Origin of the sequence: Streptacidiphilus anmyonensis (assembly GCF_000787855.1) — a bacterium.
GTDB lineage: Bacteria > Actinomycetota > Actinomycetes > Streptomycetales > Streptomycetaceae > Streptacidiphilus > Streptacidiphilus anmyonensis.
The window spans coordinates 60,186-76,556 of the sequence record NZ_BBPQ01000039.1 but is presented as its reverse complement, the minus strand read 5'-3'; the positions used below and the strand labels follow the sequence as shown (position 1 = coordinate 76,556).

Annotated in this window: 13 protein-coding genes; 11 read left to right on the top strand and 2 right to left on the bottom strand. The window is 71.9% G+C overall.

Translation table 11 applies throughout. The annotated features are described in order from the left end of the window. The first annotated feature begins 7 nt into the window (after positions 1 to 7). From TR50_RS27590 to TR50_RS27555, 8 genes are all read left to right on the top strand, one after another. Positions 8 to 1,252: an allantoate amidohydrolase gene (locus TR50_RS27590; protein WP_042427683.1), complete on the top strand. Its 1,245-nt coding sequence runs from the start codon at positions 8 to 10 to the stop codon at positions 1,250 to 1,252. After that, positions 1,249 to 2,598, top strand: a complete 1,350-nt coding sequence (locus TR50_RS27585) for a formimidoylglutamate deiminase (protein ID WP_042427680.1) — start codon at positions 1,249 to 1,251, stop codon at positions 2,596 to 2,598. The genes TR50_RS27590 and TR50_RS27585 overlap by 4 nt, the downstream gene beginning before the upstream one ends. Positions 2,599 to 2,738: 140 nt before the next feature. Beyond that, a complete protein-coding gene (gene hutI / locus TR50_RS27580) occupies positions 2,739 to 3,896 on the top strand; it encodes an imidazolonepropionase (protein ID WP_042427677.1) in 1,158 nt (385 codons plus the stop codon). Between the two features lie 146 nt (positions 3,897 to 4,042). Next, positions 4,043 to 4,759 carry an LPXTG cell wall anchor domain-containing protein gene (locus tag TR50_RS27575; RefSeq protein WP_236654611.1) on the top strand — a complete coding sequence of 239 codons (717 nt, stop codon included), beginning with the start codon at positions 4,043 to 4,045 and terminating at the stop codon, positions 4,757 to 4,759. 286 nt (positions 4,760 to 5,045) lie between these two features. Then, a complete protein-coding gene (locus TR50_RS27570; RefSeq protein ID WP_042427674.1) occupies positions 5,046 to 6,374 on the top strand; it encodes a WxL domain-containing protein in 1,329 nt (442 codons plus the stop codon). Between the two features lie 116 nt (positions 6,375 to 6,490). After that, positions 6,491 to 7,546, top strand: coding sequence for a COG1470 family protein (locus tag TR50_RS27565; RefSeq protein ID WP_052441383.1), 1,056 nt, complete (start codon positions 6,491 to 6,493; stop codon positions 7,544 to 7,546). Further along, positions 7,543 to 8,760 carry a hypothetical protein gene (locus TR50_RS27560; RefSeq protein ID WP_052441380.1) on the top strand — a complete coding sequence of 406 codons (1,218 nt, stop codon included), beginning with the start codon at positions 7,543 to 7,545 and terminating at the stop codon, positions 8,758 to 8,760. The genes TR50_RS27565 and TR50_RS27560 overlap by 4 nt, the downstream gene beginning before the upstream one ends. After that, positions 8,757 to 10,142, top strand: coding sequence for a hypothetical protein (locus tag TR50_RS27555; protein WP_042427671.1), 1,386 nt, complete (start codon positions 8,757 to 8,759; stop codon positions 10,140 to 10,142). The genes TR50_RS27560 and TR50_RS27555 overlap by 4 nt, the downstream gene beginning before the upstream one ends. 74 nt (positions 10,143 to 10,216) lie before the next feature. On the opposite strand, the gene TR50_RS27550 is transcribed toward TR50_RS27555, so the two are convergent. After that, the gene (locus tag TR50_RS27550; protein ID WP_042427668.1) at positions 10,217 to 11,740 is read right to left on the bottom strand and encodes a peptide MFS transporter; all 1,524 of its coding nucleotides are present in this window, start codon (positions 11,738 to 11,740) and stop codon (positions 10,217 to 10,219) included. Positions 11,741 to 11,947: 207 nt separating this feature from the next. Then, on the bottom strand, positions 11,948 to 13,450 hold the full coding sequence (locus tag TR50_RS27545) for a peptide MFS transporter (protein WP_042427665.1): 1,503 nt from the start codon (positions 13,448 to 13,450) through the stop codon (positions 11,948 to 11,950). Between the two features lie 142 nt (positions 13,451 to 13,592). On the opposite strand from TR50_RS27545, the gene TR50_RS27540 reads away from it, so the two are divergent. From TR50_RS27540 to TR50_RS27530, 3 genes are all read left to right on the top strand, one after another. Continuing rightward, positions 13,593 to 14,267, top strand: coding sequence for a response regulator transcription factor (locus TR50_RS27540; RefSeq protein ID WP_042427662.1), 675 nt, complete (start codon positions 13,593 to 13,595; stop codon positions 14,265 to 14,267). Between the two features lie 15 nt (positions 14,268 to 14,282). Continuing rightward, complete coding sequence (locus TR50_RS27535) at positions 14,283 to 15,530, top strand: sensor histidine kinase (protein WP_042427659.1); 1,248 nt, start codon at positions 14,283 to 14,285, stop codon at positions 15,528 to 15,530. A 185-nt stretch (positions 15,531 to 15,715) separates the two neighbouring features. Continuing rightward, positions 15,716 to 16,294 carry a dihydrofolate reductase family protein gene (locus tag TR50_RS27530; RefSeq protein WP_042427656.1) on the top strand — a complete coding sequence of 193 codons (579 nt, stop codon included), beginning with the start codon at positions 15,716 to 15,718 and terminating at the stop codon, positions 16,292 to 16,294. The last annotated feature ends 77 nt before the right edge of the window (positions 16,295 to 16,371 follow it).

Genomic DNA, 16,371 nt, shown 5'->3' with positions numbered 1-16,371 from the left:
CGGATCGATGACTGAGGCTTACGAGGAGGAGCTCGGCGACGCCGCGGACGGCTATCGCCGGATGTGGCGCGAGCTCCTCCCCGTCGGCCGCTTCCAGGAGACCGGCGGCTACCGCCGGTTCGCCTGGACCAGCGCCGACGCCGAGTGCCGGGCCTGGTTCGCCGAGCAGGCCGCCGCGCGCGGACTGACCTACGAGGTGGACCGCAACGGCAACCAGTGGGCCTGGTACGGAGACCCGGAGGCCGGCGACGCCGTCGTCACGGGCTCGCACCTGGACTCCGTCCCGGACGGCGGCGCCTACGACGGGCCGCTGGGCGTGATCTCCGCCTTCGCCGCCCTCGACGCGATGCTCGCCCGCGGGGTCCGCCCGACGCGCCCGATCGCGTTGACCAACTTCGTCGACGAGGAGGGCGCCCGCTTCGGCGTCGCCTGCGTCGGCTCGCGGCTCACGGCCGGAGTGCTGACCCAGGATCAGGCGTTCCGGCTGCGCGACGCCGACGGCGTCTGGCTGCCGGACGCGATGGCCGCGGCCGGACAGGACCCGGCGGCGATCGGCAAGGACGAGGCGCGGCTCGCCCGCGTCGGCGCCTACGTCGAGCTGCACGTCGAACAGGGCCGCTACCTGGAGGAGACGCCGCACGCGGTGGGCGTCGCCTCCGCGATCTGGCCGCACGGGCGTTGGCGCTTCGACTTCCACGGCGAGGCCAACCACGCGGGCACGACCCGCCTGGAGGACCGCCGCGATCCCATGCTCACGTACGCGAACACCGTCCTCGCGGCCCGGAAGAAGGCCAGGCTGGCCGGTGCGCTGGCCACCTTCGGCAAGGTCAGCGTCGAGCCCAACGGCACCAACGCGATCGCCTCGCTGGTGCGCGGCTGGCTCGACTCGCGCGCGGCGGACGAGGCGACGCTGACGGCGCTCGTCGACGCGATCAGCGAGAGCGCGCGCGAGCGGGCCGAGCGCGACGGCGTGCGTGCGGAGATCGTGCGCGAGTCCTACACGCCGGTCGTCGACTTCGACGACGTGCTGCGCGACCGGCTCGTCTCGATCCTCGGCCCGGACACCCCCGTCCTGCCGACGGGCGCGGGCCACGACGCGGGGATCCTGTCCTCGGCCGTCCCGACTGCGATGCTGTTCGTGCGGAACCCGACCGGCGTCTCCCACTCGCCGGCCGAGTCGGCCACCGAGCCCGACTGCCTGTCCGGTGTCGCCGCGCTCGCCAAGGTGCTCGAGGAGATGACCTGCGGATGAAGACGTTCTGGGCCCCGCACGCCTGGCTGCGCCGCGAGGGCGGCTCGCTGACGGTCGTCGAGAACGACGTGCGCATCGACGTCGACGCGACCGGGCGGATCAGCGCGATCACCCCCGACAGCGGCCCCGCGCCGCAGGGCGCGACCGTGCTGACCGGCCTCGCCCTGCCCGGCATGGCCAACGCCCACTCCCACGCCTTCCACCGCGCCCTGCGCGGCGCGGTGCAGGTCGGCAGCGGCACCTTCTGGACCTGGCGCGACACCATGTACCGGGCGGCCGACGCGCTCGACCCGGACAACTACCTCGCGCTCGCCACCGCCGTCTACGCCGAGATGGCCCTGGCCGGCGTCACGTCCGTCGGCGAGTTCCACTACGTCCACCACCAGCCGGGCGGCGTCCCCTACGCCGAGGCCAACGCGATGGGCGAGGCGCTGATCGAGGCGGCGGCACGGGCGGGCATCCGGATCACCCTGCTCGACGCCTGCTACCTCTCCAGCGGCTTCGGAGAGGCGCCCAACCGGCACCAGACCCGCTTCAGCGACGGCAACGCGGAGGCCTGGGCGGCGCGCGTCTCGCTGCTGAAGGAGCGCGACCACGCGAAGATCGGCGCGGCCGTCCACAGCGTGCGGGCCGTGCCCGAGCAGGAGCTCGGCACCGTCGCCGCCTGGGCGAAGGAGCGGCAGGCGCCGCTGCACGTGCACCTGTCCGAGCAGGTCGCCGAGAACGAGGCCTGCCTGGCCGCGCACGGCGTCACCCCCACCCAACTGCTCGCCCGACACGGCGTCCTCGGCCCGCGCACCTCGGCCGTCCACGCGACGCACCTGTCGGAGGAGGACATGCGGCTGCTGACCGACACCTCCACCGTCGTCTGCATGTGCCCGACGACGGAACGCGACCTGGCCGACGGCATCGGCCCGGCCCGGCAGCTCGCCTCCGGCGGCTGTCCCGTCTCGCTGGGCTCCGACAGCCACGCGGTCATCGACCTCTTCGAGGAGGCCCGCGCGCTGGAGCTGAACGAGCGTCTGGCGACGCAGCGCCGCGGCCACTGGACCGCGGCGGCACTGCTGCGCGCCGCGACGGAGGACGGCCACGCCTCCCTCGGCTGGTCCGAGTCGGGCCGCCTGGAACGCGGAGCGCTCGCGGACTTCTGCACGGTGGCCCTGGACACGCCCCGGACGGCAGGGCAGACGCCGCGCCTGGGCGCGGAGACCGCGGTGTTCGCGGCGACGTCGTCCGACGTGCGGGACGTGGTCGTCGGCGGGCGGGTCGTCGTTCGGGACGGCGTGCACGTCTCCGTCCCGGAGACGGGGCGGGCCTTGACCGAAGCGATTGGCGCCTTGCGTTAGTTGCAGCCACCTCAGGGGCGTGGGGAACCGCGTGAGAAACCCACCCGAGGCGGATGGCCCCGTCCGTGCGGGAACTCAATGCCCAGGGTGGCTTGTCGCGCAGTTGCTCGCGCCCCTGAAGGTTCATCTGTAGGAGTGAAATGACCACCCTGATCACCAACATCGGCAGCCTGCTCACCAACGACCCCGAGCTCGGCACCCTCACCGACGCCGCGATCGTGCTCGACGGCGACACGGTGGCCTGGGTCGGCTCCGCCGCCTCCGCGCCGGACGCGGACCAGCGGGTGGACGCCGAGGGGCGGGCCGTCATCCCGGGGTTCGTCGACTCGCACTCCCACCTCGTCTTCGCGGGCGACCGCACCGCCGAGTTCAACGCGCGGATGTCCGGGCAGTCCTACACCGCCGGAGGCATCCGGACCACCGTCGCCGCGACCCGGGCGGCCGGCGACGAGCAGCTGGACGCCAACGTTCGGCGCTACTTCGCGGAGATGCTCCGCCAGGGCACCACCACCGTCGAGGTGAAGTCCGGTTACGGCCTCACCGTCGAGGACGAGGCGCGGGCGCTGCGGATCGCGGGCGCGCACACGCAGGAGACCACGTACCTCGGTGCGCACGTGGTCGCGCCGGAGTTCGCGGAGGACCCGGCCGGGTACGTCGCGCTGGTGACGGGCGAGATGCTCGACGCCTGCGCGCCCTACGCGCGCTACGTCGACGTCTTCTGCGAGCGCGGCGCGTTCGACGGCGACCAGGCGCGGGCGATCCTGACCGCCGGCGCCGCGCGCGGGCTGACGCCGCGCGTGCACGCGAACCAGCTGACGCAGGGGCCAGGCGTGCAGCTCGCGGTCGAGCTGGGCGCGGCCAGCGCCGACCACTGCACCCACCTGTCGGACGAGGACGTGAAGGCGCTGGCGGACGCCCGCGAGACGACCGTCGCGACGCTGCTGCCCGGCGCGGAGTTCTCCACCCGCGCCGTCTACCCGGACGCGCGCCGCCTGATCGACGCCGGCGCGACCGTCGCGCTGTCGACGGACTGCAACCCCGGGTCGAGCTTCACCAGCTCGATGCCCTTCTGCATCGCCGTCGCCGTGCGCGACATGGGGATGACGCCGGACGAGGCGGTCGTCGCGGCCACCCTCGGCGGGGCGCGGGCGCTGCGGCGCACGGACGTCGGGCACCTGGCGCCCGGCGCGCGGGCGGATCTCGCGCTGCTGGACGCGCCCTCCCACGTCCACCTCGCCTACCGCCCGGGCGTGCCGCTGGTCAGCGCCGTGTGGCAGGGGGGCGCGCGGGCCTGCTGACCCGCCGGGCCGACAGGCTCGCACCACAACACTCCCACCGTTCACTGAGAACGTCGCTGCACGAGGGTTCCCCCCGTCGTGTCCCTGTCGTACCGTCGGCACCAATCTGACGACTCGTCAGTAAGGTGCGGCTGGAGGAGGGCGCAGTGGGCAGCAGGAACACCAGAAGGGCCGCCGTCGGCCTCGTCGCCGCGGGGATGGCGACGGCGGCGGCCATCGCTCCCGCGCACGCGGCGACGGTGCCGGTCGACTACAACTGCCAGACGCCGATCGGCGCGAAGAGCGCGGTCTCGCAGGTCGAGATCAGCGCCACGCCCAGCGGTTCGTCCTACTCGGTGACGGTCACCTTCACCAACGGCGTCTCCTCCAGTCCGGTGCCGCTGGGGGCGGGCTCGATGACGCCGAGTGTGGTCGTCGCCGTGGGCGGCTCGGACAACGGCAGCTTCACCGCGACCGGACCGGCCAACGCGCAGCAGATCCCGGCCAACAGTCCGATCCGGATCGGCAGCATGACCGGTACCTACACCCCGCACCACGCCGGCTCGGTCACGCTGACGCCCTCCACGCTGACCATCAAGGCGCTGGGCACCACGACCATCTGCAAGCCGAGCGGCTCGGTCTCGCCCGCGCTGACGCTGAACGTCGCCACCGCCTCGGGCTCGGGCTCCTCGTCCTCCTCCTCGTCGACTTCGTCGTCCTCGTCCTCCTCGTCGAGCACCGGCGGCACGCTTCCGCAGACCGGGCCGGCCGACGACGCGGCGGCCTTCGGGCTCTTCGGCGGGACGGTGCTGCTCGCGGGCGTCGCGGGCGCGTTCTGGCTCACCCGCCGCAGCCGCCACGGGCGACTCGATGCGCGCTTGTGAAAGCGTGCCCTCCCGCGCCTTGACTTCTAAATCTGACGGGTCGTCAATAATGGCCTGCAGGGGGGATGGGACTTCCCTGTGCACGAGGCCGGCCGCCCCGTCCACGGCAAGGGAAGCAGGGAGGCCGGCCCGCACGGCACCGTAGCGCCGTTCGCAGGATAGTCCGGGGCCGCACCACTCGGCAGATCGGCAGATCGACCTTCGAAAGGGCAGCAGCGGTGACCGTGGCGGCCGTCACGCACGGTGCGTGGCAGGCCGTCCGACCACCGAAAGGAGCACCAGTCACGTGTTCCACAACTCTTCGAGTCTCCTCAGACGCATAGCCGCCTGGGGAGGAGCCGCCGCGCTCGCGGTCGGTGCACCGGTCGTCCTGGCCGGTTCCGCGCATGCCGCGTCGGCGAAGGGGACCACCGTCTCCTACGCGATGACCTGCATCCCGCCGTCCATCTCGGGCCTCGGGCCGCAGCACGGCACGGCGACCGCGGAGATCACGCTGTCCGACACCACGCCCACGGCCGGGGAGACGGTCACCGTCACCTACGACGTGATCCAGCCCGCCTCGGGCAACCCGTCCAGCTTCACCGTGCCGGCGGGCAGCGTCAGCGCCACCGGTGACGTGACGCTGGGCGGAGCGGTGACCACGCCGGTCAACGTCTCGGCGACGACCGCGCAGGTCAACAACCCGGCGATCCCGCCGGGCGGGGCGTTCCCGCCCTTCCAGATGACCGGCACGTTCGTGGCGCCGGCCTCCGGGACGGTCAACTTCTCGCCCGACGGCATGACCATCAGCGTGGCCGGCACGGACACCGTCTGCACCGTCGACAGCACCCCCGGACCGGTCTCCAACTCGGCGACGGTCACCATCCCGAACAACCGCACGCTGAACGACACGCCCAACCAGGGCCCGGTCGGCACCAAGGTCAGCGTGACCGGCTCCGGCTACACCGCCGGGGCCACCGTCACCATCGCCGGGTTCGCGGGCACCACCGGCACCGGCGACCTGACCCAGGTCACCGCCGACGCCAGTGGCAACATCAGCGGCACGCTCACCGTCAACGCCGCGACGACCACCGGCATCATCGCCTTCGAGGGATCGGCCTACAGCCCGTCGACGGCCTCCCCGCCGGCGGCGTTCACGGTCACCGCGACGGTCAAGCCCGGCGATCTGCAGCAGACGCTGAACTCGACCGTCCTCGCCGGAACGCTGAGCATGACGCAGTCGGGCACCTCGGTCACCATGACCCCGGTTCCCTTCGGCACCGGCGGCGCGTCCACCGGCACGCTCAACACCGTCACCGTCCAGGACTTCCGCGGCGGCTCCACCGGATGGTCCCTGACGGCCAGCAACACCAACTTCACCGGTCCCGGCACGGCGAGCCTCCCGTCCACCGCCCTCAGTTGGACGCCGACCTGCACCACGACCTCCGGTAGCCCGAGCACCTGCGTGCCCGGCTCGGCGGGCACGGTCGGCGCGGCCGGGGCCACCCTGGCCGGTACGCCGGCGGCGAACCTGACCGGTGGTCAGTTCGCTGCGGGCGCCGGTCTGACCCTCACCGTCCCGGCGTTCACCGCGCCCGGGGCGTACAGCTCCACCCTGACGCTGACCCTGGCGTAAGGCGCACGACCGTACTTGATCAGGGGGCCCGGGGCGTCAGCTCCGGGCCCCCGCAAGGGGAAGGCTGACTGATGAGAGTCCGTTGGGCTGTTGGGCGGCGGTGGTCGCAGCGGTCTGTGCCGGGCAGGTCGCGCCCACGCGGCGGCACCGCGATCCGGTACTGGCTCGCGGCCCTGACGGTGCTGCTCGCCGTCGCGGTCGCGCCCTCCGCGCACGCGGCCGACAACGGCACCTGGGCCGTGTTCCCCACCCCGCCCGCCGGCACCGCGACCCCCGGGCCCGGCGACCGCCAGTACTTCTACCTCGAATCCGCGCCCGGCCGGACCCTCTCCGACCACGTCTCCGTCGTCAACCTCACCACCCAGCCCAAGTCCTTCCAGCTGTACGCCGCCGACGCGTACAACACCCCCCGGGACGGCGGCTTCGCGCTCCGCACCCAGGGCCAGAAGATGACCGGCGTCGGCGCCTGGGCGAAGCTGAACGTCACCAGCCTGACCGTGCCGCCGCGCACCCGCGCGGACATCCCCTTCACCCTCACCGTCCCCGTGACCGCCCAGCCCGGCGACCACCCCGGGGCGATCGTCGCGATCGAGACGGACGTGGAGGCGACCACGCAGCAGGGCGGCCTCGCCGTCGGGATCAAACGGGCTGTGGGCGCACGCATCTACCTGCACGTCACGGGCCAGGCCGTGCCCGCACTCAGCGTCGACGCCGTCTCCGTCCAGCGCAGCGCCCCGCTCGTCCCCGGCTTCGGCGCGAGCCGGGGCACACTGCACTACACCCTGACCAACCACGGCAACGTGACCCTGCACCCGAGCGTGGAGATCACCGAGACCGGCTGGTTCGGTTCCGTCTATCACCGGCCACCGACAAGCAGCGGGATCGAGCTGCTGCCGGGGCAGTCCGTGCAGCTCACGCTCGCCCTTCCGGCGCCACCGCAGTTCGACGACGTGTCGGTGACCGTCAAGGCGTCCGACGGCGCCACCGCCGCGCAGGGTCAGGGCGGCTACCTGGCCGTCCCCTGGCTCGTGGTCACCGTCGTGGTGCTGCTGCTGGTCGCCCTCGGGGTCTGGCTCCGGCTGCGAGCGAAGGGCCGCCACCCGCACCGGGCCGGTCGGCGTCGCAGCCGTGAGTCCGCGGAGCCCGCGAAGTCCGCGGAGGTCGCGGCGTGAGTGGCCTGCGACGACTGCGGCGACTGCGACGACTGAGCGGCCTGGGCGGCCCGCGCGGCCTGCTGGCCGCGCTGTTGATCGTCCTGGCGGTGCCGGTCGCCGCGCTGCCCGCGACGTCCGCGCGAGCCGCGAGCGGGCCGGTCGTCGTGGCGCTGCCCGCCTCCGCCAAGCCCGGCGCGACGACGACGGTGGGCGGCTCCGGCTGGCCCGCGTCCACGCTGCTCACCGTGCTGCTCTGCGGCCAGAACGCCGTCGCGGGAACGGACGACTGCGCGAACGCCGCCGGACGTGCCGTCACCACGGACGCGAACGGCCGGTTCACCCAGCAGTTGAGCGTGGAGAACCCGCCGCAGCCCTGCCCGTGCGTCGTCCACGTCACCACCGTGCTCGGGTCCACCGAGGCCGCCGACACCCCGTTCGACGTCATCGGAGCCGCGGTCAAGCCGATCCCGCCGAACGCCGCGGGGAACGGGCAGCTGCACGCGCTGAGCGCGAGCCTGACCGGGGACAGCGGCCTGCTGAACTGGTTCGGCGCACCGCCCTCGCGGACGCTCCGGGTGATCGTCACCGATCTGGGCGCCGCGCCCGTCACCAACCCCGAGTTCCAACTGGGGACCTCGCACGACGTGCTGGCGCCCGAGTGGAGCGCCGCGCCCTGGCAGGGCGTCGTCCAGCCGGGCCAGAAGGTGGAGATCGACCTGCCGGTCGAGTTCGGCTCCGGGGCGAGCGGGCGCTGGTCCGTCGCGCTGCGCTACCAGGGCCAGGACTTCGCCGGCGCCTACGAGGACCTGCCGGTCGCCTGGGGCGTCTACTGCTTCTGGAGCCTGCTCGGCGTCGTCGTCGCGGTCGGCCTCTACCGGATCGGGATGGCGGTGCTCGACAGGGTCCGCCCGGACGTCGTCGAACGGCATCGGGAGCAGCGCCGCGCGCGCCTCGGCCGCCACCGGGTGCCCAGGGCCCCGGGAGGGCCGGAAGGGGCCTCGCCCGACGCGCCCACGCAACCGCTCCCCGCGGTCCCGCCGCTGCCCGCGTACCCGCCGACCGTGCCGACCCCGCCCCCCGGTGTGCGGCGGGCGTCGCCCGCCGCGTCGCCAGCCGACCTGCCCTGGTTCGCGCCCGGAACGGTGACCGTGACCGCACCACCCCAGGCCGCACCACCCCAGGCCGCACCCCTGGGCCGACCACCCCAAGCGGAAAGGCCTACTGACACGTGAACAGCATCCGGGCGGCCGGGGGCGTGCTGACAGCCCTGCTCGCCGCCTCACTCCTCGCGGTCGGCGCCCCCAGCGCCTCGGCCGCCCAGTCCAGCTTCGCGACCACCTGCAACCCGCCGGTCGGCGGCGCCGTGCACGGCACCACGGTGGTCGACGTCACCAGCGACGACGCGAGTCCGAAGGTCGGTGACACGGTCACGCTGACCTGGAAGTTCGTCCAGGCGGCCTCGCAGAACCCCGGCTATGTCGACCTGCAGCCGAACACCGTCCAGCCCACCGGCCACGTCTCCGTCGGCGGCGCGCAGACGGGGACCGTGACGATGACGGGACCGCGCCAGAACCCGCTCATCCCGAAGAACTCGCCGATGGTGCTCTCGGACATGACGGGGACGGTGAAGCTGACGACCGCCGGGGACGTGACGATCACCCCGGCCGACTACAACATCAACGTCAGCACCTTCAATGCCGACACCCCCTGCAAGCCCGACTCGACCGCACCGGTCGCGCTGACCCTCCACGTGGCCGCCGGAGGCGGAACCACGGGCGGAACCACGACAGGCGGAACCACGACGGGAGGGACGACTACCGGCGGCACGACCTCGGCTGGCACCACGACCGGCGGAACCACGACCGGCGGCACGACGACGGGTGGCAGCACGACCGGCGGCACGACGACGGGCGGCACGACCACCGGAGGCACCACCAGCGGCGGCACGACCGGCGGGGGCGGCGGGAGCGGGAACTTCCCCGGTACGGGCGTCCAGGTGGACTACACCTGCCAGACCCCGATCGGCGCCAAGTCCGCCAGCCCCACGATCACGATCAGCGCCAAGGAGTCGGGCGGCCGCTACACCCTCACCGAGTCGTTCGCCTCGGGGGTCTCCTCCTCGCCGGTCGATCTCGGCGCGGGTTCGATGGTGCCGAGCACGACCGTCACCGTGGCGGGTGCGGACAACGGGCAGCTGACCCTGACCGGTCCGGCCAACAGCGCCACCATCCCGGCGAACACCCCGATCAAGCCGAGCGACATGTCCGGCGCCTATGTTCCCGGACACACCGGCCAGGTGAAGTTCACCCCGGACGTGCTGACGATCAAGGCGCTGGGCACGACCACCACCTGCACGCCCTCCAAGCAGCCGGCCGCCTCGCTGACCCTCCAGGTCACCGCGGGCAGCGGCGCCGGCGGCGTCACCGGCTCCAGCACCTCCGGCAGCACCGGCAGTACCGGCACCTCCGGAGCCGGCACGTCCGGCGGGCTCGCGAACACCGGCGGCGACGACGCCTCGTTCCGCGCGCTCGGCCTGGTCGGCGGCACGGTGCTGCTGCTCGGCGCGGCGGTCTTCGTGATCACCCCGTGGCGTCGCCTGCGCAAGCAGCGCTGAGGAGAGACGCACCGAGGAAAGCGGAAGGGGCGCCCCGCGTACGCGGGGCGCCCCTTCTTCACGTCAGCGCGACGTCAGTGGACGTCGCCCATGAGCGCGCGGACCTTGCGGCGGTAGAGCATCATCGCGACACCGGCCAGCAGCGCGGCGGCGCCCTGGATGGCGAACGAGGTGGTGCTCAGGAACGCGTTGCCCATGACCTGCTGGAGCACGGCCGCGACACAGTCGCCCGCGGTGACCGCGAGGAACCAGATGCCCATCATCTGGCTGGCGTACTTCTTGGGCGCCAGCTTGGTGGTGACGGACAGGCCGACGGGGGAGAGCGTCAGCTCACCGACGGTCTGGACCAGGTAGACCAGGGCCAGCCACAGCGGGGTGACCATGACGCCGCCGGAGGCCGCGGCCATCGCCAGCATCATGACGCCGAACGACAGGCCGATCAGGGTCAGGCCGACGCCGAACTTCACGGCCGTGCTGGGGTTCTTGTCCCGGCGGTGCAGCCAGACCCAGAGCCAGGCCATGACCGGGGCCAGCGCCATGATGTAGAGCGGGTTCAGCGACTGGAACCAGGTGCTCGGGAAGTTGAAGCCGAACAGCTTGCTGGCGGTGTTGTCCTGCGCGAACAGGCTCAGCGTCGAACCGGACTGGTCGTAGATCATCCAGAACACGGCGGCGGCCACGAAGAACCAGATGTAGCCGGTGAGCTTGCCGCGCTCGTCCGTGGACAGGTCCTTGTCCCGGCGGATGCGGGCGAAGACGATGATCGGGATGATCAGGCCGACGGCGGTGAGGGTCCAGATGACCCAGCCCATCGTGAAGTGGCCGGACAGCGCGACCGCGCCGAAGAAGACCACGGCCAGGGCCAGCCAGAACAGCGCCTTGCGGATCACCGACACGCGCTCGGCGCGCGGCATCGGCGAGGTGACGACGCTCGACTGAGGGCTGAGGTTGCGGCCGCCGAAGATGTAGTTGGTCAGACCCAGGGCCATGCCGACGCCCGCGAGGGCGAAGCCGATGTGCCAGTTCACGTTCTGGCCCACGGTGCCGATCACCAGCGGCGCGGCGAAGGCGCCCAGGTTGATGCCCATGTAGAAGATCGTGAAGCCGCCGTCCCGGCGCGGGTCGTTCTTGTCCGGGTACAGGTGGCCGACCATCGTCGAGATGTTGGCCTTGAGCAGTCCGGAGCCGACGGCGATGAAGCCGAGGCCCACGAAGAACGAGGCTGCGGCGGGGACCGCGAGCAGGAAGTGGCCGATCATGATGATCACGCCACCGATGAGCACGGTCTTGCGCGCGCCCCAGAAGCGGTCGGAGATCCATCCGCCGGGCAGGGCCAGCAGGTAGACCATGGCGTTGTACACGCTGTAGATCGCGGCGCCGGTCGCGGCGCCGAGGCCCAGCCCGCCCTTGGCGACGGGGGCGACCAGGTAGAGGACCAGCAGTGCCCGCATGCCGTAGAAGCTGAAGCGCTCCCACATCTCGGTCATGAAGAGGGTGGACAGCCCGCGGGGGTGGCCAAAGAACGTCTTCCTGGGGGAGCCGTTGGCGGTGACGGTGGTGACCGCTTCCGCAGCGACCTCGACAGGTATCGGCGTCATGGGCAGGTTCCTTGCATGTTCTTACAGGGGTTGCCCAACTGTAGGGCAGCGTTTGGCTGCTTTTGACCGTTCAGGTGGTGAATTGATCTCTATCATCAGATTCGGGTCCGCATAAATGCGGCCAGGATGCGGTTTATGACCTTCGAATCTTCGGTGCATGTGGCGTTCTTCATGCAGATCATCCGGTGACGGCATGTGAGCTGGTTCTCAGTGGACCTCGCCCAGGTAGCCGTGGATCTTGCGTCGGTTGAGCAGGATCGCGACGCCCGCCAGCACTGCGAGCGCGACCTCCGCGGCCACGTAGCCGCGGCTGTTGAGGTCGGCGCCGGCCGTCGTGGCCAGGGAGGTGGCGCAGTCGCCCGCGGTGACCGCGAGGAACCAGACGCCCATCATCTGGCTGCCGTACTTCTCCGGCGCCAGCTTGGTGGTCACCGACAGGCCGACGGGCGAGAGGCACAGCTCGCCGACGGTCTGGATCAGGTAGACCGCGCACAGCCACAGCGGGGTCACCTTCGTGCCGCCCGAGGCCGCCGCCAGCGCGCCGAGGAAGACCGCGAAGGAGAGGCCGACGAGGATCAGGCCGAAGGCGAACTTGGTCGCCGTCTGCGGTTCCCGGTCCCTGGCCGCCAGCCACTGCCACAGCCAGGCGAAGACCGGGCCGAGCGCCATGATGTAGAGCGGGTTCAGCGACTGGAACCAACTGGACGGGAAGTGCACGCCGAGCAGGCTGCTCGCGGTGTCGTCCTGGGCGAAGAGGTTGAGCGTCGAGCCGCCCTGGTCGTAGATCATCCAGAAGATCGCCGCCGCGACGAAGAACCAGATGTAGCCCGTCATCTTCTGGTTCTCCAGCGCCGAGAGGTCCCGGTCGTGCTTGATCCGGAACAGCATCCAGGTCGGGACGAGCAGCCCGATGACGGTCAGCGGGATCGTCGCCCAGTTCAGCGTGAAGTTGCCGGTGCCGATGACGATCCCGTAGAAGACGGCGGCGACCGCCAGCCAGAACAGGGCCTTGCGCAGCACGCTGCGCCGCTCCGCCGCGCGCAGCGGGGTGGGGACGACGCTGCTGTGCGGGCTCAGCGTCCGCATCCCGAAGAGGTAGATGACCAGCCCGATCGCCATGCCGACGCCGGCCAGGGCGAAGCCGAGGTGCCAGTTGACCTTCTGGCCGACCGTGCCGATCACCAGCGGCGCGGCGAAGGCGCCGAGGTTGATGCCCATGTAGAAGACGGTGAAGCCGCCGTCCCGGCGCGGGTCGGTGGGCCCGTCGTAGAGCTGGCCGACCATCGTGGAGATGTTGGCCTTGAGCAGGCCCGAGCCGATCGCGATGAAGACCAGGCCCGCGAAGAACGACCCGGTCGCGGGCAGGGCGAGCAGGAAGTGCCCGACCATGATCACGCCGCCGGCCACGGCGACCGTCTTGCGCGGCCCCCAGATCCGGTCCGCGACCCAGCCGCCGGGCAGCGTCAGCAGGTAGACCATCGAGACGTAGACGCTGTAGATCGCGGTCGCCGCGCTCGCGGAGAAGCCCAGACCGCCCTCGTCGTGCGAGGCGGTCAGATACAGGACGAGCAACGCGCGCATCCCGTAGTAGCTGAAGCGTTCCCACATCTCCGTGGTGAACAGCGTCGCCAGTCCCCACGGGTGGCCGAAGAAGGTGCGGTGGTGGTGCCCCGGGCTGGTGCCCTGGCCCTGCGCCACATCCTGCGCCATCAGCTGCTCCGCCTCTTTTATGCAGATTTGAAGTCTTTTGCCGAGATTAGGGGAGGCGATCACGATCTCCGTTGAGGAACGCCCGGTTGTGCTCCGTTCGACGGACGCCGGGCGCGGGCCTTGGGCGCACTACGATCGACACATGACGCGTGTACTGCTGGCCGAGGACGACATCGCCATCTCCGAGCCGCTCGCCCGCGCCCTGCGACGCGAGGGCTACGAGGTGATCGTCCGCGAGGACGGCCCGTCCGCGCTGGAGACGGCCGGCAGCGGTGGCGGCGTCGACCTGCTCGTGCTCGACCTCGGCCTGCCCGGCATGGACGGCCTGGAGGTCGCCCGCCGCCTGCGCGCCGACGGCCATGGCTTCCCCGTGCTCGTGCTCACCGCCCGCGCCGACGAGGTGGACACCGTCGTCGGCCTCGACGCCGGCGCGGACGACTACGTCACCAAGCCCTTCCGCCTCGCCGAGCTGCTGGCCCGCGTCCGGGCGCTGCTGCGTCGTGGCACGGGCGACCTCACCACCGGCGCGCACGGCGTCAAGATCGACGTCGAGTCCCACCGCGCGTGGCTCGGGGACGACGAGATGCAGCTCTCGGCCAAGGAGTTCGAGCTGCTGCGGGTCCTGGTCCGCGACGCGGGCCGCGTCGTCACCCGCGAGCAGATCATGCGCGAGGTCTGGGACACCACCTGGTGGACCTCCACCAAGACCCTCGACATGCACATCTCCTGGCTCCGCAAGAAGCTGGGCGACGACGCGGCCAGCCCCCGGTACATCACCACCGTGCGCGGCGTGGGCTTCCGCTTCGAAAAGGGCTAGGCGGGTCGGTCGTAGGTGAAAAGCAGGCTGCTCAACTCCACCCTGGCGGTGGTGCTGGTGACCGTCGCCCTGTTCAGCGTGCCGTTGGCGCTCGTGGAGAAACGCAGCATCGAGGGCGCCGCGACGGACGCGGTCAAGACCGAGGCCCTGCACATGATCGGCGTCATCGAGAACCGCTACGCCGCCGACGAGCCGATCGACGGGGCCGCGCTGGTCGGCCTGAACGACTCGGGCTCCGGCCGCTACGCCGTTGCCCACATCCCCGGCGCCGCCGCGCCGATCGTCATCGGCGTGCCGCCCTCGGGCGCCGACCCGGTCACCGCGACCGCGACCGGCCCGCACGGCGAGACCGTCGTCGTCCAGGAGTCACGCCAGCCCGTCGACAACTCCATCCTGCGGATGCTGCTGCTGCTCGTCGGCGTCGCCGCGCTGACCGTCGCCGCCGCGATGGCCCTGGCCAGCTGGCAGGCCAGGCGGATCACCCGCCCGCTGATCGAACTCGCGGAGACCGCCGAACGCCTCGGCTCCGGCGACCCCCGTCCGCGTCAGCGCCGCTACGGCATGGCCGAGCTCGACCGCGTCGCCGAGGTCCTCGACCAGAGCGCGGAGCGGATCGGCCGCATGCTCACGGCCGAGCGCCGGCTCGCCGCCGACGCCTCCCACCAGCTGCGCACCCCGCTGACCGCGCTGTCGATGCGGCTGGAGGAGATCGTCGAGACCGACGACCTGGACACCGTGAAGGAGGAGGCCGCGATCGCGCTGGGCCAGGTGGAACGCCTGACCGACGTGGTGCAGCGCCTGCTCACCAACAGCCGTGAGTCGCGCAACGCGGCGGCGGTCGCCTTCGACGTGGACGAGGTCATCAAGCAGCAGGCGGAGGAGTGGCGGCCCGCCCTGCGCCGCTACGGCCGCAAGCTCTACATCGAGGGCCCGCCCGGCCTGTGGGCCGTCGGCACGCCCGGTGCGGTCGCGCAGGTGATCGCGGCCCTGATCGAGAACTCGCTCATGCACGGCGACGGCAACGTCACCATCCGCACGCGCGTCCGCGACACCCGCGTCGTCATCGAGGTCCAGGACGAGGGCGCGGGCGTTCCCGACGAGCTCGGCGCCCGTGTCTTCGAACGTGCGGTCAGCGGCCACAACAGCACCGGCATCGGCCTCGCCGTCGCCCGCGACCTCGCCGAGGCCGACGGCGGCCGCCTCGAACTGCTCTCGCAGCGCCCCCCGGTCTTCGCGCTCTTCCTGGCCAGGCAGACGAGCTAGTGCCGCGCCCGCCGACCTTTGCCCGGCCGGCTGCGGCGTCGTGGGGGCACCTCCCGGCCGAAGGCTGGGGGAGCGTGCAGCTGCAAGGCGGCGGACCGCCCTCGTACTGGATGTACTTGGGTGGTTAGTTTCCGGGGCCCGTCCGCTCGGCCGCCGCACCCCGTTCACCACGAGGAGGACTTCCGATGCGCAGCGTGACCTACTCGATGAGCGTCTCCCTGGACGGCTACGTCGTCGGGCCGGACGGCCGCTTCGACTGGACGGCCCCGGACGAGGAGTTCTTCGGTTTCGCCACCGACGAGATCCGACAGGTCGGCGTCCATCTGCTGGGGCGGCGGCTGTACGAGACGATGCTGTACTGGGAGACCGTCGACCAGAATCCATCGCTCGACTACTCGACGCTCGAGTTCGCCGCGCTCTGGAAGGCGCTCCCGAAGGTGGTGTTCTCCACCACGCTGTCGGCGGTGGAGGGCAACGCCCGCCTGGCCTCCGGTACGCCGGCGGAGGAGATCGCGCGGCTGCGCGCCGAGCCGGGCGAGGGCGACATCGCGATCGGCGGGGCGGCTCTCGCCGCGGAGGCGGCCGGGCTGGGCCTGATCGACGAGTACCGGACCAGGGTCCACCCGGTGCTGGTCGGCGGCGGCACCCCGTACTTCGCCCACCACGAGCGCCGGGTGGATCTCGAACTCGTCGAGACCCGCACCTTCGGCTCGGGAATCGTCTGCCTCCGCCACCGCGTGGCGCGCCGGGCCTCGCTCCCGTAGTCCCCCTGGCCAGGGACCAGGATCTGTCGGTCTCCGGACAGCGCAAGGGGCGCGGGGCTGTGCCGGACATCCGGCAC

Coding starts and splice junctions, on each gene's coding strand:
- TR50_RS27540 (WP_042427662.1), top strand. CDS start 13,593: ATGACGCGTGTACTGCTGGCCGAGGACGACATCGCCATCTCCGAGCCG.
- hutI (WP_042427677.1), top strand. CDS start 2,739: ATGACCACCCTGATCACCAACATCGGCAGCCTGCTCACCAACGACCCC.
- TR50_RS27550 (WP_042427668.1), bottom strand. CDS start 11,740: ATGACGCCGATACCTGTCGAGGTCGCTGCGGAAGCGGTCACCACCGTC.
- TR50_RS27545 (WP_042427665.1), bottom strand. CDS start 13,450: ATGGCGCAGGATGTGGCGCAGGGCCAGGGCACCAGCCCGGGGCACCAC.
- TR50_RS27590 (WP_042427683.1), top strand. CDS start 8: ATGACTGAGGCTTACGAGGAGGAGCTCGGCGACGCCGCGGACGGCTAT.
- TR50_RS27530 (WP_042427656.1), top strand. CDS start 15,716: ATGCGCAGCGTGACCTACTCGATGAGCGTCTCCCTGGACGGCTACGTC.
- TR50_RS27585 (WP_042427680.1), top strand. CDS start 1,249: ATGAAGACGTTCTGGGCCCCGCACGCCTGGCTGCGCCGCGAGGGCGGC.